The 23,421-nt window shown below is 70.1% G+C and carries 29 protein-coding genes; 7 read left to right on the top strand and 22 right to left on the bottom strand.

The window, feature by feature from the left end; genetic code table 11:
* The first annotated feature begins 30 nt into the window (after positions 1-30).
* The 5 genes from OG219_RS04915 (at position 31) to OG219_RS04895 (ending at position 4,112) form a co-directional block, all read left to right on the top strand.
* The gene (locus OG219_RS04915; RefSeq protein WP_266823218.1) at positions 31-252 is read left to right on the top strand and encodes a hypothetical protein; all 222 of its coding nucleotides are present in this window, start codon (positions 31-33) and stop codon (positions 250-252) included.
* A gap of 326 nt (positions 253-578) precedes the next feature.
* Complete coding sequence (gene mobC / locus OG219_RS04910) at positions 579-875, top strand: plasmid mobilization relaxosome protein MobC (protein WP_266823217.1); 297 nt, start codon at positions 579-581, stop codon at positions 873-875.
* A gap of 2 nt (positions 876-877) precedes the next feature.
* Complete coding sequence (locus tag OG219_RS04905; protein ID WP_266823216.1) at positions 878-2,623, top strand: relaxase/mobilization nuclease domain-containing protein; 1,746 nt, start codon at positions 878-880, stop codon at positions 2,621-2,623.
* Between the two features lie 67 nt (positions 2,624-2,690).
* Positions 2,691-3,083, top strand: a complete 393-nt coding sequence (locus OG219_RS04900; RefSeq protein WP_266823215.1) for a hypothetical protein — start codon at positions 2,691-2,693, stop codon at positions 3,081-3,083.
* Positions 3,084-3,227: 144 nt separating this feature from the next.
* Positions 3,228-4,112: a hypothetical protein gene (locus OG219_RS04895; RefSeq protein ID WP_266823213.1), complete on the top strand. Its 885-nt coding sequence runs from the start codon at positions 3,228-3,230 to the stop codon at positions 4,110-4,112.
* Positions 4,113-4,408: 296 nt separating this feature from the next.
* Here OG219_RS04895 and OG219_RS04890 read toward each other — a convergent pair whose 3' ends face one another.
* The 8 genes from OG219_RS04890 to OG219_RS04855 all read right to left on the bottom strand — a co-directional run bounded on the left by OG219_RS04890 (position 4,409) and on the right by OG219_RS04855 (position 11,430).
* On the bottom strand, positions 4,409-6,796 hold the full coding sequence (locus tag OG219_RS04890) for a tetratricopeptide repeat protein (RefSeq protein WP_266823212.1): 2,388 nt from the start codon (positions 6,794-6,796) through the stop codon (positions 4,409-4,411).
* Between the two features lie 27 nt (positions 6,797-6,823).
* Complete coding sequence (locus OG219_RS04885) at positions 6,824-6,919, bottom strand: hypothetical protein (protein ID WP_266823211.1); 96 nt, start codon at positions 6,917-6,919, stop codon at positions 6,824-6,826.
* A complete protein-coding gene (locus OG219_RS04880; protein ID WP_266836003.1) occupies positions 6,901-7,017 on the bottom strand; it encodes a DUF397 domain-containing protein in 117 nt (38 codons plus the stop codon). The genes OG219_RS04885 and OG219_RS04880 overlap by 19 nt, the downstream gene beginning before the upstream one ends.
* Positions 7,018-7,031: 14 nt before the next feature.
* Positions 7,032-9,410, bottom strand: a complete 2,379-nt coding sequence (locus OG219_RS04875) for a tetratricopeptide repeat protein (RefSeq protein WP_266823210.1) — start codon at positions 9,408-9,410, stop codon at positions 7,032-7,034.
* Positions 9,407-9,826: a hypothetical protein gene (locus OG219_RS04870; protein WP_266823209.1), complete on the bottom strand. Its 420-nt coding sequence runs from the start codon at positions 9,824-9,826 to the stop codon at positions 9,407-9,409. Before OG219_RS04870 ends, OG219_RS04875 begins: the two co-directional genes overlap by 4 nt.
* Positions 9,827-10,014: 188 nt before the next feature.
* Positions 10,015-10,347 (bottom strand): esterase, encoded by a 333-nt coding sequence (locus OG219_RS04865; protein WP_266823208.1) that lies wholly within the window; start codon positions 10,345-10,347, stop codon positions 10,015-10,017.
* Between the two features lie 83 nt (positions 10,348-10,430).
* Positions 10,431-10,655 carry a hypothetical protein gene (locus OG219_RS04860; RefSeq protein WP_266823207.1) on the bottom strand — a complete coding sequence of 75 codons (225 nt, stop codon included), beginning with the start codon at positions 10,653-10,655 and terminating at the stop codon, positions 10,431-10,433.
* Positions 10,656-11,055: 400 nt separating this feature from the next.
* Positions 11,056-11,430: a DUF317 domain-containing protein gene (locus tag OG219_RS04855; RefSeq protein WP_266823205.1), complete on the bottom strand. Its 375-nt coding sequence runs from the start codon at positions 11,428-11,430 to the stop codon at positions 11,056-11,058.
* 226 nt (positions 11,431-11,656) lie between these two features.
* Between OG219_RS04855 and OG219_RS04850 the strand changes: the two genes are divergently transcribed.
* A complete protein-coding gene (locus OG219_RS04850; RefSeq protein WP_266823203.1) occupies positions 11,657-11,812 on the top strand; it encodes a hypothetical protein in 156 nt (51 codons plus the stop codon).
* Between the two features lie 15 nt (positions 11,813-11,827).
* Here OG219_RS04850 and OG219_RS04845 read toward each other — a convergent pair whose 3' ends face one another.
* Positions 11,828-12,337, bottom strand: a complete 510-nt coding sequence (locus tag OG219_RS04845; protein WP_266823201.1) for a hypothetical protein — start codon at positions 12,335-12,337, stop codon at positions 11,828-11,830.
* A 326-nt stretch (positions 12,338-12,663) separates the two neighbouring features.
* Between OG219_RS04845 and OG219_RS04840 the strand changes: the two genes are divergently transcribed.
* Positions 12,664-12,897, top strand: a complete 234-nt coding sequence (locus OG219_RS04840) for an AlpA family transcriptional regulator (RefSeq protein ID WP_266823199.1) — start codon at positions 12,664-12,666, stop codon at positions 12,895-12,897.
* A gap of 143 nt (positions 12,898-13,040) precedes the next feature.
* On the opposite strand, the gene OG219_RS04835 is transcribed toward OG219_RS04840, so the two are convergent.
* From OG219_RS04835 to OG219_RS04775, 13 genes are all read right to left on the bottom strand, one after another.
* Positions 13,041-13,892, bottom strand: coding sequence for a DUF317 domain-containing protein (locus tag OG219_RS04835; protein ID WP_266823197.1), 852 nt, complete (start codon positions 13,890-13,892; stop codon positions 13,041-13,043).
* 30 nt (positions 13,893-13,922) lie between these two features.
* Positions 13,923-14,777: a DUF317 domain-containing protein gene (locus OG219_RS04830; protein WP_266823195.1), complete on the bottom strand. Its 855-nt coding sequence runs from the start codon at positions 14,775-14,777 to the stop codon at positions 13,923-13,925.
* A 198-nt stretch (positions 14,778-14,975) separates the two neighbouring features.
* On the bottom strand, positions 14,976-15,461 hold the full coding sequence (locus tag OG219_RS04825) for a type II toxin-antitoxin system RelE/ParE family toxin (RefSeq protein ID WP_266823193.1): 486 nt from the start codon (positions 15,459-15,461) through the stop codon (positions 14,976-14,978).
* A complete protein-coding gene (locus OG219_RS04820) occupies positions 15,458-16,267 on the bottom strand; it encodes a hypothetical protein (protein WP_266823191.1) in 810 nt (269 codons plus the stop codon). The genes OG219_RS04825 and OG219_RS04820 overlap by 4 nt, the downstream gene beginning before the upstream one ends.
* A gap of 1 nt (position 16,268) precedes the next feature.
* The gene (locus OG219_RS04815) at positions 16,269-16,880 is read right to left on the bottom strand and encodes a DUF4913 domain-containing protein (RefSeq protein ID WP_266823189.1); all 612 of its coding nucleotides are present in this window, start codon (positions 16,878-16,880) and stop codon (positions 16,269-16,271) included.
* Positions 16,881-16,973: 93 nt separating this feature from the next.
* Positions 16,974-17,897 carry a DNA cytosine methyltransferase gene (locus tag OG219_RS04810; protein WP_266836002.1) on the bottom strand — a complete coding sequence of 308 codons (924 nt, stop codon included), beginning with the start codon at positions 17,895-17,897 and terminating at the stop codon, positions 16,974-16,976.
* Positions 17,890-18,180, bottom strand: coding sequence for a DNA cytosine methyltransferase (locus OG219_RS04805; protein WP_266823187.1), 291 nt, complete (start codon positions 18,178-18,180; stop codon positions 17,890-17,892). Before OG219_RS04805 ends, OG219_RS04810 begins: the two co-directional genes overlap by 8 nt.
* Entirely contained in the window at positions 18,170-18,772 is a 603-nt protein-coding gene (locus tag OG219_RS04800; protein WP_266823185.1) for a hypothetical protein, read from the bottom strand. Before OG219_RS04800 ends, OG219_RS04805 begins: the two co-directional genes overlap by 11 nt.
* Positions 18,769-19,944: a DnaB-like helicase N-terminal domain-containing protein gene (locus OG219_RS04795; RefSeq protein WP_266823184.1), complete on the bottom strand. Its 1,176-nt coding sequence runs from the start codon at positions 19,942-19,944 to the stop codon at positions 18,769-18,771. Before OG219_RS04795 ends, OG219_RS04800 begins: the two co-directional genes overlap by 4 nt.
* Entirely contained in the window at positions 19,941-20,177 is a 237-nt protein-coding gene (locus tag OG219_RS04790; RefSeq protein WP_266823183.1) for a hypothetical protein, read from the bottom strand. Before OG219_RS04790 ends, OG219_RS04795 begins: the two co-directional genes overlap by 4 nt.
* 102 nt (positions 20,178-20,279) lie before the next feature.
* The gene (locus tag OG219_RS04785; protein ID WP_266823182.1) at positions 20,280-22,073 is read right to left on the bottom strand and encodes a type IV secretory system conjugative DNA transfer family protein; all 1,794 of its coding nucleotides are present in this window, start codon (positions 22,071-22,073) and stop codon (positions 20,280-20,282) included.
* 124 nt (positions 22,074-22,197) lie between these two features.
* A complete protein-coding gene (locus OG219_RS04780) occupies positions 22,198-22,899 on the bottom strand; it encodes a hypothetical protein (protein WP_266823181.1) in 702 nt (233 codons plus the stop codon).
* A gap of 18 nt (positions 22,900-22,917) precedes the next feature.
* Positions 22,918-23,415, bottom strand: coding sequence for a hypothetical protein (locus tag OG219_RS04775; protein WP_266823179.1), 498 nt, complete (start codon positions 23,413-23,415; stop codon positions 22,918-22,920).
* Between the last annotated feature and the right edge of the window lie 6 nt (positions 23,416-23,421).

The raw sequence follows: 23,421 nt of genomic DNA, 5'->3' as shown, positions 1-23,421 counted from the left end.
CAACTCCCGTCCACGCACCGGAGACACACAATGCGCACCACACCGGCCACCCCCGCCGAAGCCGACGCCTGGATCACCGTGCTCCAGCGGTACGGACACCTGCACCGCGCCGAACCCGGCCCGGACGGCGCCTGGACCGTGCAGCGAACCCCCGCCAGCACGCCCCACACCCTGCACCACCCGGTCCTCACCCTCGACTTCGTCGCAGAGGTCCTACACGACGTGCGCCGCACGAAGGCACAGACGCTCTGATGACACCCTCCGAGTCGGCTGGAGACACCTCTGACCTGCGGCAAGACGACTGCCCGGCACGAAGCCGAGCAAGCTGTACCTTCCGAAACTCCTTCGCGGCCCAGGGCCGCGAAGGAGTTTCGGAAGGGCTTACCCCCGCCCCAGGAGGGGTGGGGGAGGCCCGGCACCAGGGGGTGCCGGGCTCGGAGGCTGCGACCGAGGGCGGATCGCAGCCAGGAGGGGAACCGAACCCGCCCGCTCCGACGCGTACGCGTCCTCGCCTGCGCCAGAGCGTCCACCGCGACCAAGTCCGCAGCGTCCGCCTGACTCAGGATGAACTCGACCTGGTGAAGCGTGCCGCGGAAGCCGTCGGCCTGAAGACCGCCGGGTTCCTGGCCGACGCCGCGGTCGCGGTCGCCCAGGCCCAAGGAGGTCCCCAGCCATGGCTGTTGGACCAGCGCGGCCGAGTCGAAGAACTCATGGACGCCAGTGCCCAGCTCGCCCGCGCCGGCAACAACCTCAACCAGGTGGCCCGCATCCTCAACTCCGGCGGTCAGGTGGAGTACGCGGACGACGTGGTCGCCCGTGTCCTGCGTGCCGCAGACCGGGTCGAGGCCGCCGCGATCGAGATGGCGCGGCGCTGACAGTGGTCCCCGACATCTCCGTCGGCAGCCGCACGTACGGACTGCTCAATTACCTTTACGGGCCCGGCCGTCGAGACGAACACACCGATCCGCACCTCGTCGCATCCTGGATGCCAGGGCTCGCCCCCGACCCCGGACGCGATCCGGCCGCCACGCTCAAGCAGCTCACCGACCGGCTCGACCTGCCCGTTCTCGCCTTGCCGAAGAACCGCCGTCCGTCCCGGCACGTGTGGCACTGCCCCGTCCGCACGGCGCCCGGCGACCGTCACCTCAGCGACGCCGAATGGGCCGAGGTCGCCCGCCGCATCGTCCACGCCACCGGAATCGCCGAAGACGGCGACGACAAGGCATGCCGGTGGATCGCCGTACGCCACGCCGACGACCACATCCACCTCGTCGCCACCCTCGTCCGCGAAGACGGCCGCCGCCCCCGCCGCCACGAGGACGGCATCCGTGCCCAGGCCGAATGCCGAAAGATCGAGAAGGAGTTCGGCCTGCAGATCCTCAACGGCGGCGACCGCACTGCTGCCCAGCGCCCCACCAGCGCCGAACGCTCCAAGGCTGAGCGATCCGGCCGCACCGAAACACCCCGCGAGACCCTGCGGGAGAGCGTCCGCAACGCCCTGGCCGGAGCCGCCAGCGAGGAGGAGTTCTTCCACCGCCTCGCCGAAGCCGGCCTTCGGGTCGAACAACGCATCGCCCCGTCCGGCGACACCCTCGGATACAAGGTCGCCCTCCCCGGCGACCGCAACCGCGACGGCGAACCCGTCTGGTTCTCCGGCTCGAAACTTGCCCCGGACCTCTCCCTCCCCAGGATCCGCCAGCGCCTCGACGCCGGACGACCCGACGACGAGCCCGCCATCGACCATGCCGATGAACGAACACCTCGCCCGGCCCACGCCCGACGTCAGGCGGCCCCGGTCGCCGAACGGGCGGCATCGATCCTCGACGGGGACGACGACGAGGACTCCGCCGCCCAACTGGCCGGCGTCGGCGAACTCCTCGACGCACTCGCCCAGACCGCCCCGGCCTCGACCCGTAAGGAACTCGCTGAGGCTGCTCGCGCCTTCGAACGCGCCACCCGTTCCCACATCCGCGCCGAGCGCGCCGACAATCGAGCCATCCGCTCCGCCGCCCGCGGCATCATCCGCGCCGGCAACGCCCTCGGCAAAGGCGAAGACGGCGGCGCCACCGCGATGCTCCTGTCCACGATGGTCCTCGTCACCATCGCCGCGGTGCGCTGGCACTCCGCCCGCGGCCACGCCCAGCAGGCAGCCGCCGCACAACGAGCCGCACAACACCTGCGCGGCGTCTACCGATCGGCCGCCGCTGCCCCCATGAACGCGATGCGCGAGCACGGCCGTCGCCTCCCCGAACCCGTACGAGACCGGTACGCCGACAGTCTCGGAACCGTCCTGCCCGAGCAGGCCGACGCCGTACGTCGCGAACCCGGCTGGGACGCCCTTGCCGCCACCCTGGACCAGGCCGAGCGCGCAGGACACGACCCCGATGCCCTGCTCCAGCAGGCCATCGAGTGGCGCGAACTGGGCACTGCGGACAGCGTCACCGACGTCCTCGTCTGGCGACTGCGACGCATCGGCAAACTCCCCGCCACCATGGACCCGCCCCGCGCCCGTACGAACACACGGGCAGCGCAATCGCGCCCTCACCCGTCCCCGCCACAGGTACCCGAGACGCCGGCTGAGACCCGCCATGTCGGCCCTCGCTCCCGAGGACCGAGGCGCTGAGCAGCACAAAGAGCTGGACACCGACGGCCGGCGCCTGTTAGGGCTGGTTGATATGGAGAAGGAGACAATGCAGATACTCAACGAAGGCCTTCACCCCCAGAGAACCGCTCTGCCGGAGACGGCCCTCGGCGACGACCCCCTGCTGCGGCTCCAGCAGGAGACGCAGCTCGGCGACGGCAGCATCGGTCTCCGTGCCACCACCCACCCCGAGGCAATCGTCATCACCGGGATCCCCGTGATGTGCCCGCAGTGTGGCGCCCGGCGCGACTGGATGGTGATCTGCGACCGCAACGAGATCAGCATCCGCTGCCGCTGCGCACACCAGTGGGTCGAGCGCGAACTGACCCGGGCGGACTACGAGGCGATGATCGACGTCGGTGGGCAGGACTACCCGAGTCTCGAAGCCGCAGCCCAGGCTGTTGGGTACGACGGCACGCTTACCGGGGCGTATTTCACTTGATCGCGGTCCTCGTCCTCGCCGTGTTCCGTCGGGCGGTGGAGGTGTTCGCACAACTGCTCGGTACGGCAATCCGCTGTGGCATCCTCACAGTTCATGACCATGACGGAACCTGTGCGGCGATGGCGGAAGAGTCGACTGGGACGGGTGTCGGACAAGCAAATAGGGGAGTTGCGCACGGCCCTGGATCGCCTTGGCTACGACTGGTGGCCGCTGCCCCTCGGTGTCCGTGTCGCCATACGCCGACGCACTGTCAACAGCCTCCGTATGTTTGTCCACTCGATCGCCGCGACGCTCGGTGTCTCTACGGTCGTGATGTATGCGGCATGGGTCGTCATCGATGCCGAGTTGGAGCCGATGCATCCTGGCCCGCAGGCCGTGGTTGGGCTCTACGCCTGGGGCCTCCTCCTTGCCTTCACGGCGGGAGCAACCCGGGAGGCATACGTCTCAGCTGGCCGGTCCGTCCTGGTGGTCCTGTGCGCGGAGGCGATCAAGGCGTGTGCCGAGGCGCATAGAGCGGGAGGTCCTCGGCGGGCGGAACGGATGCAGGCTGTATCGGCTGCGCTCCGGATCGTGGAGCATGGTGTCCTGAAGGCGTACCGCACGCGGGGGACTGTTCCGCATCTGTCCCCGCGCCGCTCCGAACTGCGCCGTCATGCTGGTCAGGTAGTGGCCCGACTACGCGTCGCGGAATCCCGCCTTGACACAGGGGCCTCGCACGATGCATTGGAGGAGCTGGCGGGCCTGCTGGCCACTGTCGCCGAGCAGTACACCGCTGGAAATGTAGGGACTCTGCTGTCCCCCAGTTCGCTCGATGGCCTTCAGCCGGTTCGTGAGCGCGAGCTGCTGCGCGTGGGGCTCTCCGTGTTGGCCATCGCCGGCGCCGCCGTCATTGTGTCGCTGCTGGGCGTCCCGGATCTGGCTGCCGGTGTGCTCGTTTCCGCCGCAGGGGTGCTGGCGCTCTTGCTGTTGTTCGGCCGGAGGTGGCATCAATATCTGCCTGTGGCCGAGTTATTCAAGCCTGGTCCCTAGCCCGCGCTTCCTTGAGCTCTCGGTCCGCACGACCATGTCTCGGGTTGACGGGCGGGTCTGAGCGTATGGCCCGCCTGCGGTGGCGAGAGGGTCACCCCGTGGGATCGGGAACACCTGAACGATAGGCGCGCACGAACGAGGTCCACGTCTTGGCGTGGACGGTCATCCGGCGATGCGGATCCTTCGAGTCGCGCACCACGGCTTTACCCAGCGGGGGGGGGTGAGGAATTCCATGCAGTTGTTGTTGTGTCCGCTGTAGCTGCTCTTGACCCATATGCCGGTCGATGCGGTGTCCGTCAACGCTGCACGTCCTTGTCATGTTCAGTCCGGGGCGTTTCGTCATCGTGAGGGCTTGACCCGAAGGCGTCAAGATGAGCCTGTCGGCAGGCGAGTGTGTCGGGGTGTTCCTCCCCGAGGACACGGATGCATGCTTCGAGGTTCAGTACGGCCAGAGGTTGCGCCGCCGTCAGATCGCCGGCCCCAGTGAGGATCCGGATCAGCTCGGTGCGCATGGCCAGGGTGTGTGGGTGTTCCGCGCCGAGCAGCTCCTCACGGGGGGTGAGGACCGATCGTGCTGCGACTTCCGCTTCCGCCCAGCGTTCCTGGCCGCACAGGATGCCGGCGAGCAGATCCCGGACGACCAGAGTGCGAGGGTGCTCGGAGCCGAGGGAGTGCTCCCGCTCCGTGAGTGTGGCGGATGCGAGGGCCTCGGCCTCATCGAGGTGCCCCAGCTGGTACAGGGCCCAGGCGAGTGTGTGGCGCGCCGCGAGCGTGTACGGGCTGTTCGGGCCGTGGGCTGCTTCGCTGGTGGCCAGGTTGGCGCGGGCCAGTGCCTCGGCCTCGTCCCAGCGCTGCTGCTCACCGATGGCTTCGGCCAGGCAGGCTGTGCTCATGATCGTGTCGGCGTGTTCGAGTCCGAGGACCCGCCTCCGACCGTCGACGGCGCGTCGAAGGTGCTGCTCGTCCTCGGCCCATTCACCCAGCCCGTACAGGGCCAGACCCAGCGCATGGGCGCTGTCGAGCGTCTGGACGTGGTCGGGGCCGAGCTGTGCCTCGCGGGTGTGCAGAACTTCGCGGTGCATCTCGACGGACTCCGCGTAGCGTCCCAAGTCAGCCAGAGAACAGGCGAGTTCGTATCGGTCGTCGAGCAATTCGGCCTCCGTGGCAGCGGACACGGACGAGGGGACGCGCACGGCGGACTCCGCGAGGAGGTGCGCCGACGTGTAGTCGCCGCGTTCGCGGCTCTGGTCGCGAAGGTAGCGGACAAGGCTGAGGGCCTTCGGTGCGGCGGCCGAGTGGGCGGCGGCAGCGCGGCGTAGCAGTGCCAGCGCGTGCGGAGTGAACAGCCGCAGGGTCTGGGCGTCGAGGTAGGTGCCTTCGGCTTCACCGTCGTGCAGCAAGTGGTCCAGCAGCTGGGTGGCGGAGGCCAGGATGCCCTCGCGCTGGTCGAGGGGGATGCGGGCTGCCACGGTGTCCAGGAGGAGGGCGTGGGCCTGGAGGGAGGGTACGGCGGGTCGGCCGACGTCTCCAGGAACTTCGAGGTCCGCCACCATGGACTGCGACATCAGGCCCCGGAGGGCGGCGTCCGCCTTCCGGGTGGGGAGCGGCGGCTCGGCATGGGCGAGGGCGGTGAGCCGGAGCCGCTGGGCGTGGAGAAGGCCGATGGGCAGGGGGTCGGGCGCGTAGCAGGACAGCAGCCACATCAGAGTGGTCGCCTCGGGGACGCCCCGGTCGGTCAGTGCGTCCAGCGAGATCTGCCACGTGGAGCTGATCAGCCGGCGTAGGTCACGTTCGTCCGGGTCGGCGGCTTCGTCCAGGGTGCCGCTCGGGTCATCGCGCAGGCGTTGGAGGAACTCGTCCACGGTGAGCGGATCGAGCCGCCGCTGGCCGAGGTAGGCGCCGGCCAGGGTGAGCGCGAGCGGATGGCAGCCGAGGCCGTTCGCGAGTCTCTCCAGTGCAGCTTGGTCGTAGCCGCTCACGTTGAGGTCGCGCAGGACCCGTACGGCGTCGTCCAGACCGAGGACATCGAGGCGGCGACGGTCGGCGTCCTGCCACAGAGGCGCGCTGCCGTGGCGCGTGGTGACGAGTACGGTGCCACGCCGGGAGCGGCGCAGCCAGATGCCGTCGCCGAACACGCTCGGGTCGTCGGCGTTGTCGAGGACAAGCAGCCACGGTTCGGCGGAGGCATCGAGGCACTGCCAGACGAGATCGGCGGCGGGGCGCTGTCCGACCCGCGCCGCCTCGACTTGGCCAGGGTCGGCACCACGGTCGAGGGCGACGGCCAGCATGCCGGCGCGGAACGCGACCTCGGTGGCCGCGTTCACCCACAGTCCCACCACGCCCCGCGCCACGACCTCGTCGAACACGTCCTTGGCGAGTACGGTCTTCCCGCTCCCCGCGGTGCCGTGGAAGACGAACTTCGCGGGCGAGACGCCGGGATGACCGATGGCGTGCAGCACGTCACGGCGTATGTCGTGACGGTCCCGGACAGGAGAGGGCGACCGCGCGGTGAGCGGCACTCGTACGGAGTCGGGTCCCGAGCGTTCGGACACGGTGGGGCCGGGCATCGCGGTGTGGTGCGCGACGTACTGGTGGCCGATCTCCACGACGTACTGGTCCCGGGCGGCGCTGTTCCAGCGGGCCCGATCTCGTATCGAGATGTCACCGGTAGCCGGATCCGCCACCGTCAGCCTCCCTCGCTCATTCGGTTCTCAACGGACATGGTCGACGAACTCACCGTGCAGAAGGGCTCGGACGAAGAACGCCCACGAGTGATCGTGAAAATCGATCACCGGCCCGTGGGGCATCTTCGAGTCGCGGATCGGAGCTCTTCCCTGCGGGGGGGGGGGGTGAGGATTTCCATGCAGCCGTTGTCGGCGCCGCTGTAGCTGCTCTTGCGCCACACGCGTATCGGCTCGATCACGACTCGCCGTCCTCTTGGTCAACTGTCCTGCGCTGAACCGGCGTTACGCCGGCGGCTTCGCACTCGGTACGGCAGGCCAGCGTATCCGGATGATCGTCTCCCAGCACGCGGGTGCAGACGACCAGCCTGTCGGCGGCCAGTTCTCTGGCCTCGTCCACGTGCCCGTTGCCGCGCAGAATCCGGGACAGCAGGATCTCGACGGAGAGCGTGTGAGGATGCTCCGGACCGAGAACCTGCTGCCGGGCCGCGCGTACCGACCGCGCTGCCTCCAAGGCCTCCGGCCACTGTCCGAGGCGGGACAGGACGTCGGCCAGGCGCTGGCGCGCGGCGAGCGTACGAGGGTGATCCCTGCCCAGTACCCGCTCGCTGCCCTCCAGCGTGGCGCGGGTGTGGACCGCCGCCTCGTCCCATTCCCCGGTGCCGGCCAGCACCCATGCCAGCGCGATCCGGCTCAGGAGCGTGTGCGGGTGATCGTTCCCGAGCGCCTGCTCACTCACCGCCAGGTTCTCCGCGGCGAGTTGGCGGGCCTCGGTCCAGCGCTGCTGTTGCCCGATCGCCTCGGCCAGCCGGCCCCGGCTGTCGATCGTGTCCGGGTCCGCGGCGCCCAGGACCGCCGTACGGCCCTCAGCGGCACGTCGCATGTACTGCTCGTCCTCCGCCCAGCGACCAAGGCCGTAGAGGGCGATCCCCAGGGCGTGGGCGCTGGCCAGGGTGTCCGGGTGATCAGGGCCCAGCACGGACTCACGGGCCTGCAACGTGGCCTCGTGAACCGTGACCGCCTCGTCGAAGTGCCCCAGGGCGGCCAGAATCCTGCCCTGTTCGTGCCGGTCGGTCAGAGCCTCCGCGGACATCCGGCCGTCGGTGACCCGGGCCGCGTCGTCGGCGAGCGTCCGCGCCGTGGGGTAGTCACCACGCTCGTACGACTGGTCCCGCAGGTCACGGACGATGGACAGCGCCGCCTCGGTGGCCGCCTCGGCGCGGTGTGCGGCGGCATGCCCAAGCAGGGCCGAGGTGTGCGGGGTGAACAGGCGCAGGGTGCGCGTGTCCACGAAGTGATCGGAGTCCGTCGACAGGAGTCGGCACAGCAGGCCGGCGGCGGACTCCAGCAACAGCACTCGTTGGTCGACCGGCATGCGCGACGCGACCGTCTCCAGGAGCAGCGGATGCGCCTGGACGCAGCGCACGTCGGTCCGTCCGGCTCCGGCCTTTGCGTCCGGGACCGCGACCAGCGAGTGGGACATGAGCCCTTCCAGAGCCCGGTTCGCGTGATCACCCGTAAGCGGTGGGGCCGCGTGCGGCAGCTCGGTCTGGTCGATGCCGGCCGGAGCGAGAACCCCGACCGGCAACGGCGCGGAGGCAAAGCACGACAGCAGTCTGAGCAGCGTCGTCGACTCGGGAACACCCTGCTCGGCCAGGGCGTCCAGGGAGATCTGCCACGTGCTGGTGATCAGCCGCCGCAATTCCTGTTCTCCCGGTGCCGCTCCACGGTCGAGGAGGGATGGGTCGGAGTCGAGACGCCTCAGGTACTCGTCCACAGAGACCGCTTCCAGAAGTTGTCGGCCCAGATACGCGCCCGCGAGGGACAACGCCAGCGGGTGGCAGCCGAGCCGCAGTGCCAGCAACTCCAGCTTCGCCGTGTCCTCAGCACTCACCGCGAGATCCCGTAGGACGTCGACGGCGTAGGGGACGTCCAGCACGTCCAACGGGTGCGGGGCTCCGCGACGCCACTCGGCGGCATCCCCGCGCCGCGTCGTGATCAGCACGATGCCGCGGCGGCTCGATCGCAGCCAGGCCCCATGCCGGAACACCGCGGGATCGTCGGCGTTGTCGAGGACGAGCAACCACGGTTCGGGGGAGCGGTCCAGGTAGTGCCAGACAAGATCCGCGTCTGCGCGGCGGCCCTCGCGCGCGGCATCGACCTCCTGCTGCGCGGCTCCTCGGTCGTGGGCCACCGCCAGCATCCCGGAACGGAACGTCGGCTCGTCACAGGCGTTGACCCACAGCCCCACGACTCCACAGCCTGCCACCGCCTCGTCGAACACGGTCTGAGCCAGGGCCGTCTTGCCGCTCCCCGGCATGCCGTGCACGACGTGCAGCCCGTTCGTCGCGGTCGCCGGATCGCGAATGGCCCGCAGGAGTTCGCCTCGCAGGCCGTGGCGGTCACGCAGAGGCGAACTCAGCGGACTGACCATGGGCGTGCGCACCGACTCGGGGCTGGCCCAGGGCAGTCTCGCTCCTGGCGACGGCCGTTCGTACTGCTGGACCGTGTAGTCCACGATGACCTGGTTGCCGCCGGCCTGGTACACACTGCTGCTTCCGTCGGCCACGGCCCGCAGGACGTGATCCACTCGCGGAGTGCTGAACCGTTCCGTCATCGCTCGATGATGTGCTGGTCTCGGCCGGCCTGGTAGACGCGCGCGCTCCCGGATGCGTGCGCGTGCAACTGCACCGAGGGAACCGGCGGTTGCTCCGCCTCCGGCAGTGATGCCCGCGCCTCCGCGAGAACGTCCTCAAGCTCCTGGGCGACGGACGGATCGGCGGCGAGCAGACGCCGCAACCTGCGGCGCCAGTCCCGCTCCAGGTCTTCGGCACCCGCCGAGTCACCATCGCGCCGGACCACGAGGATCTCCTCCCGTGTCTCCTCCAACGCGGTGCCGACCTCGTCGGCCTGCGCGGGACGCACCCGACGCCACAGCGCTACCACGCCGTCACGCGCCTGCTGCCAGGCATCGGTGGCCATCAACGCGACGACAGTCGTCCCCGCGGTCTGCGCCAGCACTTCCGGATCCATGACCGCTTTCCCCCGAACCTCTTGACACGTGACGACGATGATAGGCAGCGCCTCGCTCGCCGAGTAGACGATCTGCCCCGTCGGTGGCTGGTGAGAACGCATCTTGGCCGAAACGTATGGGATCACTCCGCGTACGCCCTGAGAGCCGCCCCTGCTTCAGGAGCGGCTCTCAGGATCAGCCGACGGCGTCAGACGGCGGCCAGGTGGTTGGCGAGGTGTAGCGCGTGAGTGGCTACGGACAAGGCGGCGTGAAGGCCGATGACCTCGTGAAGCGTGGGGTGTACGACCGGGGTCCAATCGCCCCGTAGGCCCGGCCAGTTGGCGAGCAGGACCTCCGCCGAGGCCAGACGGAGGCGAGCGGTCACATCCACTCCGTTCCCGAGGCTGGGCGCCCAGCTGAGCAGGATGGAGCCGGCGCGGAGCGGGGTGGGGCCCTGGTCGGTTATCCACATCGTGTGGATCGGCTGGGCGGGATGGGGGTGCACGCTGCGGAGGAGGACGCCCCGTACAGATCGAGGCATGGGATGACGGACCAGGTCACTGAGGATCAATGGGTGCGAGGGGTTGATCGGCGGTGCAGAGGGCTGTGTACGGGGGTGGCCGGTCATACGTCGGCCCAGTCCAACTGGTCGCGGACGGCGGGCGGTAGCACGCCCTCCTGGCCGTTCTCGGCGATGTAGACGGCTCCGTCCGATCCGGTGATCTCCACGATGCGGCCGATGCGGTGGGCGTACGGCCAGTCCGGGTTGATGGCGAAGTACGCGGGCAGGTCGGGATCGAAGGTCTGGAGCTGATGGACCAGCTGGCCGACGGTGAACTCGTAGGGCAAGACAGCCTCCTGGGCGATGAGGGTGGTAAGCGGGAGCGTGCTGGGCGGTTTTAGTCGTCTGCGTCGAGTCGAAGGAGTTCGCGCAGCACAGCGGGGCCCTTCGACGGGGCGGCGGACTCCGTTCGCTGCTGTTCGGCGCGATGCCGCACGCCTTGCGCGGTGGAGTAGTTCTTTGTGGACGAGCGGCTACTCGTCCAGGTGGAGCAGCTGCACGACGCGACGAAGTGATCTCGTCCCGTGCATCCCTCGGTGAGCGGCTTACCGCTTCTGGTGTGCAGGTGTTCCGAGGGACAGACGGTGTTGTCGGCGTGGTATGCGGTCACGGTGATCGAGTGGCGGGGCATGAGGCGGCCTCCGGGACGGAGTTGGGGCAGGTGGTGCGGCAGCTGAGGGTTGGGTGTCAGACGCAGCTGCAGTAACGGGTCGGGAAGGCGACCAGCGCGGCGAGGAACCCGGCTACGGCCTGTGCCGGGGTGTCCGGACCGAAGGTCTGGCGCCAGGCCGTGGTGCCGTCCTTGTCCGTGACGTGGATGTGCCACAGCTCGCCGCGCGCTGCCTCCTGGCTTTCGGGGAGGAAGCCCACGTATACGCGCTGGTCGGGGCTGGAGCAGTGGACGTTGCAGTCCAGATCGGTGACGACGTCCCATCCCTGGCGCTTGAGGAGGTCGGTGACGGGTCGGGCGCAGTGGCATTCGAGAAGCCACTCGCGCTCGCCGAGGGGGTGCGGAGGAAGCTCGGCCAGGAGCTGGAACGGAGCGGTGGCGGTGAGCGTCACGAACAGAGAACCCTTCGTTGACCTGCGGCTTTTCCGGGCTCCCGTACGTTGACATGGTCTTGGGTGGTGTCTCCAGTCGTTGCCCGCGGTGTGCGTCTGCCGTGGGCGAACTGGCCGCGGATGCGACGGCTGACGTCCGTCCAGCGCGGAATGAAACGGCCGCTCCCTCAGCTGGTGTGGGAGCGGGCGTTCACGGAGCCGAATGGGGAGAAGGGGAGGAGCTGGCTTGGGCAGTGAGGAGATCCGCGTGCACGACGAGGCTGTCGACGACGTCGAGGCGGCGTCGGTCGGCCGGTCCCGGATGGCCGATGGGCGGCGAATTGAGCTGAGCGTGGAGGAACTGGCGCGGCTGGTGGACGCCGAGGCCGACGGTTCGCTGTGAGCGGGCCGGCATCGGCTAACGCTGCGCAGAGCGCGACCTGTTGTGCGGAACGTTCTGGTGCGCCGCGGTGTCGACGCTCGGCTGGTCCCTTGGCGGGTTCGTCGCCGGCGCGCCGGAGCGTGCCAGGGCCGCCTCGGCCCGAGGCTCCGCTGACCGCGTCAACGACCGGGCCAGGCCCTCGGCGAGGTACCCCTCCGGGTAGGCGTCGATGATGGACCGGACGGCATGAACGCGGGCCTGGCTGCTTGCGTGAGCGGTCAGCAGGTCGGACGACGAGGACCCGATCCCCTTCAGATCGTGGAACAACGGGACGCGGCCCGCGCGGGTGAAGCGGTGAACCCGCTCGCGGTGGTTCGTGATGTCGCTGTCGTCGATCTCCAGCGCCCCGCGTATCCGCAGGACGGCCACGAGGGCAGGGTCGTTCACCTTGCCGTCGCGCAGACAGGTGTGCAGATCGTCCAGGGTGTATCCCCAGGCTGCTTCGATCATCTGGTCGGCGGCGGCGAGGTCGGTGGGGTCGGGCACCGATGGATCCCTTTCTCGGTGGATGTGGGTGGGCGGTGAACACGAGCACTGGCGGTAGTGGTCGGCGGACGGGGGCGCGGAGGGGGAACCGGCGGGGCGGGTGGATGCGCCCGGGCGGGTATGGGCACGCCAGTTCGGCGACTTCGAAACGGCAGCGATGAAGCGGAGGGTGAGCAATGCAACTAGCGCGGCAGGAGCTGAGCCCGCGTGGAGGTCACCGGGCGCTTCTGGCCCGCTCGAACGCACAATTCGCACATTCCTCGGGCGCCTTGCCTGAGCCGCTACAGGCCGATGCAGTGGACCGTGTACGGGAGACGGGAGACCTGATGAGTGATGTCGGCGGAGGCCGCTCGAAGTCCAGTGACGGCCCGACTCTCGATGAAGTGCGCTCCTGGCCCGCTACGGTGAGCGTCCCCAAGGCCGCGACCGCGCTCGGCGTCTCAAAGAGCCACCTCCACGCACTGGTCAAACGAGGTGAGGCGCCGTTCAAGCTCGTGCCCCTCGGAGGCCGCCACCGCGTGATCACGGCTTCGCTGGTGCGCCTGCTCGAAGGCACCTGACTGGGAGATGGCCATGCCTCGCATGCGTTGGCCGAACTGGTCGGTGACGGCCATGGCCCTGAGCCGGGTGTCTGTCGGCGGGGGCTGGTGGGACCGGCGAGTGGACTCCCGGTGACGTGGCTGCCCTTTGCGGGGTGTGGCGGTCATCGACGCCGAAAGGCGCGGACAGGAAGGACGGCGCTGGGACCGGGTGCTGTCGCGACCGCGGCGGCACCCACCACGGCCCGGTGGATGGTGGTGCGGGCCCGGGCGGCAGAGGCTCGGCGGACATCCAGAGGAGTTGGTACGGGCGGTGTGACCGGAGTGATGTGGGCGGTGCCGCGGTTTCGGGCAGGAACTTCGGGCGCGTACCGGAGTACGGGCACGGGGTCCGCCAGGCGCGCGGTGGTCGCCGCGATCAGGTGGATGGGCGTGCGGGAGGTGAAGGACGCGTACCAGCGTGAGCGGTAGCCGTCCTGGCCGCCCCACAGGAGCCACCGGTGTTCGTCGCCGTGCAGTTCAGCGTCTGGGCCGGGGAGCTGGCGAGAGTAGGTGAGTCCGGCAAGTTGGTCGGGGGCGGTGCACACGGTTGCGGCCCAGCTGTCCGTGCGTGTCCACCCTGCTTCCGTGAGGGGACGCAAGGCCCCGTCGACCGGATAGGCCTTCTGGGCCAGGTAGTTGTCCGGACCCTTGGCGTAGCCGCTGGCGAGGGCGGTGGTGAAGGCGGTCACCAGTTCGGTGGGGGTGGGTGAGTCGAAGGTGGCCATCCAGCGCGGAGGACCGAAGGGATCGGCGTGGACGGCGATTTTCCACAGCGTGTAGTCCGGCCCCTCGGGGAGGTAGCCGAGGCGTATGTGCCGCTGCGGCGAGGAGACGTACACGTTCGCCAACTCGTCGGAGTGGAGGTCGAAGTCGTGGTCGAGGAGGGGCGCGAGGGCGGGGTCGCCAGTGAAGGTGGAGCCGGCGAGGTAGAGCGGGGAGACGTACAGGTCCCCGTCGGGGGCGGTGTTCGGCACGGTGGAACTCCAGGACTGAGGGGAGGAGCGTCAGCGCTGCCGTCGGGGTCCGGCGTGCGTGGCGAGCGTGGGCGGCGCGGCCGGGGGCGCAGCTACGGGCATTGCCTGGGAGTGCGCGCTGCGGGCGAGCGCCGCTGCGGAGCGCGAATCGGGTCGGCTCGTGTCCCTGCGGGTGACCGATACCAGTGAGCGGTGGCGGTCGGGAATCTGGTCTGTGACGCGGGGCACGGGGGTGGGGTCCGTGAACACGGCGGTCGCGGCCGTTATGAGGTGCTGCGGTGTGTACCGGCTGAAGAAGGCTTGCCAACTCGGCGTGTACACGGGGTCGGTGCCGGCGGACATGCGCCACGTCGACTTCTCGGGCGCGAGCAACTCGTCGTATTCGTGGAGCCAGCCGACGCGCATCTGATAGGCGGCGTGGCCGTCGGGCGAGACGCTGCGGAAGGGCCGGGAGCCGTGGACCGGCTCCCACCGGTGGCGGGCGATCAGGGACGCGGGGCTGGTGCCGGTGTAGTGCCTGCCGCCGCTGAGGTGGTCGGCGAAGTTGTTGTGCAGTCCGTCGACGAGGGTCTTGGTGAACGCGGCCACGATCTCGTGGGGTGTGTTGCGGTCGAACGTGGTGATCCAGTCGGGGACGCCGAGCGGGTCCTCGGCGTAGGAGATGGTCCACCCGCCGTAGAAGCTCTCCACGGGGTTGGCTACGCGTACGCGCTGGCACGGGCTGGTGTGGTAGGTGTCGGTGCCGAAGGCGACGGTCTTGGTCCAACTGGGAGCAACGTCGAGGGTGTTGAAGATCCTGCGGCTGTCGCCGGGCCCGGCGAGATAGCCGGGGCTGATCAGGACGTCGGCGTTCGGGTCGGGGGCGCGGGGAGCAAGGCTGGGCATGCGGTGGCCTTTGGGCGGTGGTGCGCGGCTGGCTGGGCAGATTGTGTTCGGGAGCACGCGGGCGCGATCGCGGCGGCGGGATCTGACTGAGGGCACGGGAGTCACCTGGTCCGGGGCGGGTTGACGAGTTCGGTGGGAGGGGCGGGCGTGTGGGAGAGGTCGGGCATGGTGGGTTCTCCGAAAGGTGTCTGAGCGCCGTCAGTGGGACCGCGCGGCGCGTTCTGACGTCGTGCGGGCCGTGGCGGTGGTCGGTGCCGCAGCCGTCTGGGCATTGGTGGTGGCCGGCCCGCTGTGGCGGTGCGGCGAGCGGGCCCTGGCCGCCTGGGCACGCCGGCCGAGCGGGGTCGCAGCAGTGGCTTCCCGCTCGCGCTCCAGCCGAAGGGCCGCGGTTCGATAGGCGGCTTGGTCCTGGCGCTCGCCGACGGCCAGTAGGTAGATCTCCCGTTTGTGCTGGGAGGAGGCAGGAGCGTCCCGGTACTGGATGACGAGCCGCCAGCGGGTCTCGGGATCGACGTAGACCTTGTGGCAGCCCGCCAGTTCGCGCTGCAGGGCGGCGCCGCGTTCGTTGCCGTGGACCAGGTGCTGCAGTTCGAGCAGGGCCAGGTCGCGGATGTTCTCCGGTACGGCGCGCAGGTCGGCGAGGGCCTCGGGATGGGCGGCGAAGGCGTACCGTGCCCGGCTCATCGCGTGCCCCCACGGGAGTGAGTCGGGGCAGGCGCTCCCGCTGACCGCGGTGGTGATACGGGCGCCGGAGCCACCGCGAGGCTGTTGCCTGTGACCGTGGAGCGAGCGCGGGCGGCTGCCGTTCGGCGGCCGACAACGCCTTGCGGGTCAGGTGCCAGAGGCAGCGGCGACTCCCGCTCCATGACCCACGTGTCGGCCTCCTCGGCGCTGGTGAAGGCGCCTTCCCGCACGGTGTAGGAGCGCAGGTCCTTGGTCGTCTCTTCTAGGAACAGGCGATACGGCGTGCGCACGGAATCGGAGTGGCTGTCGTAGACGAGGGTGCGTACCTCGACGCCGGAGTCGAAGGAGCACAGGTTGTCGGTGTAGTGGTCGAGGAGCTCGTACCGGTCGCCGGGGTTGGTCCGGAGAAGGCCCTCAAGGCGTGCCGTGAGTGCGTCGGCGGGTCGCGGACCGTGGTGGTTGGACACCTCGGCGGCTTCCGTCGGGCAGCCCCGGCGGATCAGCCAGTTCTGCGCCAACGGGACGACCGGGTGGCGCTCGGACGCGAAGTCGAACGTGCGCTGCTCGACGTCTCGGGTGATGTGCAGCGTGACGTACTCCGCAGTCCCGGGGATGTCCCAGATCGCGGACCGGTCATACAGCAGCAGGTGGCTGTCGCGGCCATTCGCGCGGTGGTGCTCGGCGAGGGTGACGAACTGGTCGTCCGCGAGCATGGTGGAAGCGAAGTCCTCACAGATCTGCTCGGTGGCGGCTTCGAAGCCGTCGATCCTGTAGTCCGGTGCGGGAGGTTCGTACGTGGGGGCCATCTCAGACTCCGACGGGCTCGGGGGAGGCCAGCAGCCGGTGGTGGGGTCGGGCCGCACTGGTGGTGCAGGCCCCGAACGGGCCGTCCGGGGTGCGGAGTTGGAGCAGAGCCGGGTCGAGGTGGTCGCGGTGCCAGGTGGAGGGACCGGTGAGGCCGGCCTGGGCGTCGGTGAGCTGCTGCCAGGCGAGCCACAGGGCGTGCAGCCGGGCGACGGCCTCGGGGTGCTCCTGCCACTGCCGGCACCATGGGCGGCCGGTGGTGATCTCCCGTCCGTACACCGGTAGCAGCAGGTCGTGCACCCAGTTCGTCAGCGCGGCCAGTTCCACGGCGTACGCCTTGGCGCCGAGCGCCAGGATGAAGACGGAGGCCGGCCCGCCCTCCACGGGGGCGTGGGGATCACCTCCTGCCGGGGCGGAGGCCGATGCCGTGCCGCCAAGGTGAGCGGCATCGGCCTGTTCACTGCCCTGCGGAGACGGCTGGTCGTCAGTGAGCCGGGCGAGGGTCTCGCCCTGTTTGCGGCTCTCGGTGACGAGGCGGGTGACTGTGGCGACGAGGTCGTCCAGGTCGTGGTCCGGTATGCGCACCGGCTTGCTCTCGTGGGCGGGTTCGGACATGGCTACCCCTGTGCAGGATCTGGTGGGTGGGGTGTCGAGGTTCCGGAGAAACCGGGGTTTGGCCCGGCCGGGAAACAGGTGTAGAAGCGCAGCTCAACGCGGTGCGCGATGGCGGCAGGTGGGAGGAGGCGGCGCCAGGAGTTCCAGGGCGCGGGCGGCCTGTTGAGGCACAACTCCGTTGCCCAGAGCGGTCAGTTGGGCGGGGCGTCCCAGGCCGAGTGTGTCGGTCACCCAGCCGGGAGGGAGGCCTTGCATCCACTCCACGAACAGCGGGCTCAGGCGGCCCGCGTCGTCGGTCGGCCGTGGTGCGGGACGGGTGACCGTCTCCCATCGGGCGATGGCGGCGGCGTACGGTCCCCAGGTCTCGGTCCGTCCTTCTCGGACGCCGGATCCCCGAACAGCGGCAGCGACTGAGTGAGCGGCGTCCAACTCGCGGCTCCCTTGCGCCGGCCCGTCGTACGGGTGAGGTCCGCGTTCGTGGTGGGCCGTAGTCGCGTCGCAGCTGAGGGCAGGGTCAAGTCCCCGTTCCCGTGACGCTGGTTGGGCGAACCTTTCGTACCGTCCGAGGCTTTCGGGGTGGGCAGGAGCCACTCGACCTCGTCCGCCAGGTTCGGGCCGTGGCCGCCCTGCTTGCGTTTCGCCGGGTGCTGACTGCCGCCGTTGGCCCCCAGGTTGCTGGTAGGCGTCTTGAGCAGGGGCGATCCGTCCGGACGGCCAGGCGGCGAGGAAGATCCGCTCCCGGCGGTGCGGGGCTCCGACGTCAGCGGCGCGAAGCACGCACCAGCGCGCATCGAACCGGAGGTCGGCCAGGGAGCCAAGTACGGCACCGAGTGCTCGCACAGCAGGCTGACCTGCGGTGTCTCCCAGGCACCACGGGCAGAATTCCACGTCGCCAGGGGAACCGGCGGGCGAGGAGAGGAGCCCGCGGACATTCTCGATCACCACCAGACAGGGGTTGAGGGCTTCGACGGCGCGGACGACGTGGTGCCACAGACCGGACCGGGTACCATCAGCCAGTCCGGCTCGGCGGCCGGCGACGGAGACGTCTTTGACAGGGGAAGCCGGCCGTCAGGACACACACCTCCGGGACTTCGGCCCAGTTCACAGCCGTGATGTCGCCGAGATTGGGCACGGTCGGCCAGTGCCGGGACAGGATCCGGACCGGTCCCGGATCGATCTCGGCATGCCAGGCGATCGTTCCGCCGAGGACTGCCTGGACGCCGAGATCCAGACCTCCGTACCCGGAGCACAGACTCCCGATCGACGGCTGGGGCGGTGTCGTCGGAAGGTCAGCGCGCACGGCGGGACACCGGCATGTAGGCGAGACGGATCGGCTCGGTCGCGGGGAGCTTCGCCGGGACGCGGTAGATCGAGTTCGCTGGGCGTGCCGAGCGGCTCAGCGCGGCGAGAACACGGGGTGGGGTGCCGTCGATCCCGTCGGCAGCGCGCCGCAGCGTGACGAAGGTTTCCTGCAGTGAGTCCACCGTGAGGTCCAGCCGGTCCTGCGCGACGTTGAAGGCGGCCTGGCGGGCATCGCGCAGATCCGCCGAGGCTGGGGCCTCCGCGTACTTGCGCAGGAATCCGAGCTGTTCGAAGGCATCGGTGTAGTTGGTCATGGCGCGTCCCGCCGGGGCGGACGCACTGGTGTAGGCGGCGATGACCGGCCCGAAGTCGAGTCCCGGGTCGTCGGCGGTGGCGCGGAAGAGGACCTCGTCGGACAGGTCCTTCACCAGACCTGTCAGTGCACCGAGATGATGGGATGCGGGCGCCAGGTCGGGAAGGGAGCTCTGCGTGTACGACCGAACCATTTCTGAGCGGAGCATCTCGAACTCCCGGGCCATCGCGTACAGTTCGTCCTTCTCCAGGCCCGCGCGGCCGGTGTGGTCGGTCACGACGGACTCCGATGGTTGTGTCGGTCGGGAGACGAGGCGCAGGCGGGCGCGACCGGCGCCGAGGGGGCCGGGGCAGCCGCGAGGTGGCTGCGGGCTCGGGCCGCATCGATGCGGGCGGCCGGCGGTGACGTACCTGGCCGGCTGGTCCGCTGCGGCGGTTCGGGTTCGTGTGTGAGGCGCAAGCGGCGGCGTACGTCGTCCAGCGGACCGAGGGCGTGCAGGGCGTACCCGATCAGCCGTCCTGGGGCCAGGGACTCGTTGTCCGCGAGCGCGCGCACCTGCCGGGCGGAGGCCGCGGCCGTACGGACGAGCGAGGCCTGGACGACCTGTCCGCCAAAGTGCTCGGCCACACCGGAGAGGGACAGCGGATCGCAGATCCGCAGGACGCGTTCGGCGTCGAGCGTCCCGTCGGACAGTGCGCTCCGGCGCTGTGTCTCCCACAGCACGGTCAGCTGATCGATGGGTTCGCCCCGGTGATGCAGCGCGCCCAGAGCGCGGTAGATCTGCTGATGACCGATGTCCGCGAAGTCACCCGGATGTAGCCAGCCGACAACGTCGAGCAGCTGCTCGGGCCGGGCGCTGATGCAGCCGAGCAGGAACTCCTCGTCGGCGAGGACCTGTTCGTCGACGGGCTGTGGCTGCTGGGAGGTCGACGTGTTCGGTGCCGGGGGTGGTACCGGTCGCGGCTCGGTGCCCCACCGGTGGGCGAGGTCGGCGAGGACGTCGGACAGGATCTGGGCGTGGCGGACCGTCTCCTCGACTCCGCCGCGGACGGCGTCGGCACGAGCGGCTTGATGGAGGCGGACCGCGTGCTGGGTGACGCTGCGGTGGATGGCGCCCTCCAGGACCATCCGCCCGTAGACGGGCGCATGGGTGGTTCGCGGGCACGCGGAGATCAAGGAGTGGGCGTACGACGCGGTGAGCCCACGGGTCCGGGTGCTGGCCTCCTGCACCGTGTCCGTCACCCAGGACAGCGGGATCGGGTCTCCGCTCTTCCCCGTTGTCGCCGGGTGACCGTCGGCACGGAGCTTGAGCATCGCGGCGTAGAGGGCGGCGTGCGCCGGACGGGAGAAGTGTTCAGGCCGCAGCCAGGGCGCGAGCTGGTCGAGCTGGCCGGGGTCGAGGAAGACCGAGCCCAGGACTGCCTGCTCGGCCTGGACGAGCGGCTTCACCACCGGTCCTTGCGTACGGCCGTGCGTTCGGTGCGCAGTTTTGCGATGGCGCGGTCGGCGGCGGCCATGTCGGCGGCGAAGTGGTCCAGCTCGCCGGTGAAGTCGGGGTCCGAGGCGGGGACGGTGCCGGTCGGGGTGACCAGCCACCAGTGGCCGTCGCGGCGTACGGCGGGAGTGTCGGCAAGTCGTTCGGACGAGCGGACGGATGCCCAGGTCGGTACGGGGTGGGACACGAGAACACCTCAGGAAGAACAGGGGAGGTCGAGCAGCGGCTCGGGGACGTGGTGGGCCTACGTCCGTGCGTCTCGTGCGGGCCTTGCGCCGGGCCGGGGCGGTCATGCCGCCGGGCCGAAGTCGTCGCGGTGCAGCTGCTTGGCCAGTGCTCGCTCGGTGATGGCCGCGGTCGCCCGGGCGGAGGCGGCGCCGAGCCGGTCGGCGTCCGGCTCGCGGTACCACGGCTTCAGATCGAGGAGGGCGGGGCGGACGCCGGTCGCCAGCAGCAGTGCGGAGCCCTTGGGCAGGGCCCGGATCGCGTCGGTCGGCAGCACGCGCTCCTGACGCATCGACACCGACGTGGACCTGCCCGACTCGCTGGTGGATACGGACACCGTGCGTATGTCGTGGTCGCCGACGAGGCGGGAGAGCTTGTCGGCGAAGTCGGCGTCGTCGATGCCGGAGCCGATCAGCTTGATCGTCGCGGCGGACCACAGGGCATCCATGCCGGCCTCGCCCCACACCCGTACGCCCTGGCGGTAGGACTGCAGGATCGTGATCGGGATGACGCCGCGGGACCCGAGGTGGGAGTAGAGGTCCGGGAGGTCGGAGATCTTGCAGACGTTGGCGGCCTCGTCGAGGATCGCGAGCAGCGGGGCGTCGAGGCGCCCGCCGTCGCGTTCGGCTTGGATGACGGCCGCGCGCATCACCGCGTCGGCGGCTGCGGCGATGATCGCCGAGGCGGAACCGCCGCCGTCCTTCGACAGCAGGAACAGGGTGTCCTTGCTGGTCGCGAACGCCTCCGGCTTGAACTCCCGTACCTTCTCCAGACCGTTGGGAGGGGTGACCCAGGCCGCGATGGTGGGGTCCAGGAGACAGCTCGCGTACTGCCGGGCGGTCTCGAAGATGCCGTCACGGGTCTCGACAGCTCCGGCCACGGTGCCCTGGAGCTGGGCGGCGACGGCGTCGAGACCGGCGTCCTGCAGGAGGTCGATGGGGGTGCGGTCGGCGGGGGAGGCGAGCCAGGCCAACACGTCGGTAATCGGCCGGTGGTCGCGGGCCGCGGCGAGGAACAGCGCGGTGAGGGTGTTGGCGGCGGCGGTGGACCAGAAGTCGCCCGCGCTCGACTCGTCCACGGAGGCGGTCACGAAGTGCCCAGCCAGCCGCCGGGCCCCGGCGAGATCGTGGGCGTCGGCGAGGATGTCCCACCACATGCTCTGCGGGGCGTGGGCGATCTGCTGCGGGTCCAGCGTCCACACCGTGCCCACCCGGGAGCGCTCGTCGAGCGTCGCGGTGAAGGCATCGCGGGCCGCCTTGTTCGAGGTCAGCAGCACCGGGCCGGGGGCGCGCAGAATCGCGGGTATCGCAAGGCCCGAGGTCTTTCCGGAGCGAGGCGCCATGATCGCGAGGAGCACGTCCTCCCAGGAGGAGCGGACCTCGGTGCTTCCCGGCTTCAGCGTGCCCAGCAGCACGCCGCGGTCGTCCGGGACCACTGCCTTGGGCTTGACGCCCTTCAGACTGGGCCGTAGATCGATCGCCTTCGCGGCGATCTTCTTGGGCAGCAGGTCGGCCAGGGCCCGACGATCGGCCAGCCCGCTGGGATTCCGGCGAAAGCGCAGCCACAGTCGGCCGCCGAAGACGGCCGCCACCGTGAGCGTGACGGCGGGCAGCAGATAGCAGCTGGTGAGGACGGCGGGCTGGGCGAGATGCGGCCAGACGAGCTCGGGGTGCAGGAGCGCGTCGGTCGGCTGGAAGGCTGCCCACGGATCGGAGCCGGCCACGGCGTTGAAGAGATTGCCGAACAGCCAGGCCAGCGAGCCTCCCGTCATACCGAGACCGGCGATGCCAATCAGGAGGTAAAGGAGGAAGTCGGTGCCGGTGGTGGTCGAGGGCGTGCTGGTACGCGGAGATGGCAAGGCGGGATCCAGAGGGGTGCGGACCTACGGGTGGCGGCGGGGCGGTGGGTTGCTCTGGCGATCACGAGTCGGCTCCTTGCGGTTGAGGGTGAGCAGGAGAGTTGGACGGAACGGCGGGGAGCGGTCAGCGAGTCCGGCCCGGCCGGGGCGTGGTGGGCGGCGTGGCGGAGGGCTCTTCGGCGGCCGGCGTGGCGCCGGTGTGAGGGCGCGGGGCCGTCGCGTAGTAGCTGGCGACGCCTTCCTGCCAGCTCCGCTTCTGGGGCGGTCCGAGCCTCTGCGTCTGGTGGCCGGCGCCGCGCAAGTCCTCGGCGAGAGAGGTGAGCGTGGCAGCGGCGTCCTCGAAGAGGTGGGACAGGTCCCAGCCGTCATCGGTGTCGGCGACGTTGGCCTGCACGGCCGCGGCCTCGAAGAACTCGCCGAGGCGGACGAGGACACCGTCGTCCGGGTCCACGACGTGCTCGATGAGGTCGGCCGCCTTCGCGTACGTCTCGGCTCCGTTGAGCTGGTCGGTCAGGGACAGGATTTGCTGCCCGTAGACGCGCGTGCCGAGGGGATCTGTGGGCGTGGTGATCCGGGTGACGTCCAGGCCGGGATCGAGTTCGACCCGGTAGCCGACCGCGGTGAGCATCCGGGCGGCATGGCTGGCCATCTGGTTCTCGCGCTCTTCGCCCATGTCCCAGGGCAGGCGGTACCAGAAGGAGAGCGGGGTGGTCTCGATGACGAAGCCGGCGCGCTTGAGGAGGGTGACGGCCAATTCGTCCCCGCCTTCGGCGGTGACGTTGCCGGTCGGCTCGCGGGTGATGACGACGTCGGGTGTGGTCGACATGGAGGCCTCCGTGGCGGGTCAGAAGTGGGGGTTCTCGGTGGGCCGGTCGCCCCCGGTGGCGGCTGCCAGAAGCTCGGGCAGGTCTGCGGGGTCGGCGTCGCGTTGGTCCAGCCACCAACCGGCGCGCGTCAGGGGCCGCGCGGTGTCCTCGGTGGCCGTCCACTCCGCCTCGCTGGTGGTGCCTTCGAGCACCAGGGCGGTGTACGCGGCGGCCATGAGCTGGTGGCGGCAGCGGGTGCCCCAGGCGATGGCGCGGTCGGTGCCATCCAGCGGAGGCATCCGATACCGCGTCGACCATTCCTCGGCCTCGGCCTGCTCGGCGGCTCGCTTCTTCGCCAGCCACTCGGCCTTGGACTCGGTGTCCTCGCCCTGGGCGGCACGCCAGCAGTCGGTGCAGTCGCGCTCGGCGAGCCAACGGGCGTAGCCGGCACGCCGGTCGGCCGGACGGTCGGAGAGATCGGCCTGAGTGCTGTCTCCACAGGCATGGTTGATGGTCCAGATCTTCTTTACGGCCATGAGCCG

Origin of the sequence: Streptomyces sp. NBC_00038 (assembly GCF_026343635.1) — a bacterium.
Taxonomy (GTDB): Bacteria; Actinomycetota; Actinomycetes; order Streptomycetales; family Streptomycetaceae; genus Streptomyces.
This window is presented reverse-complemented; position numbering and strand designations above follow the sequence as displayed.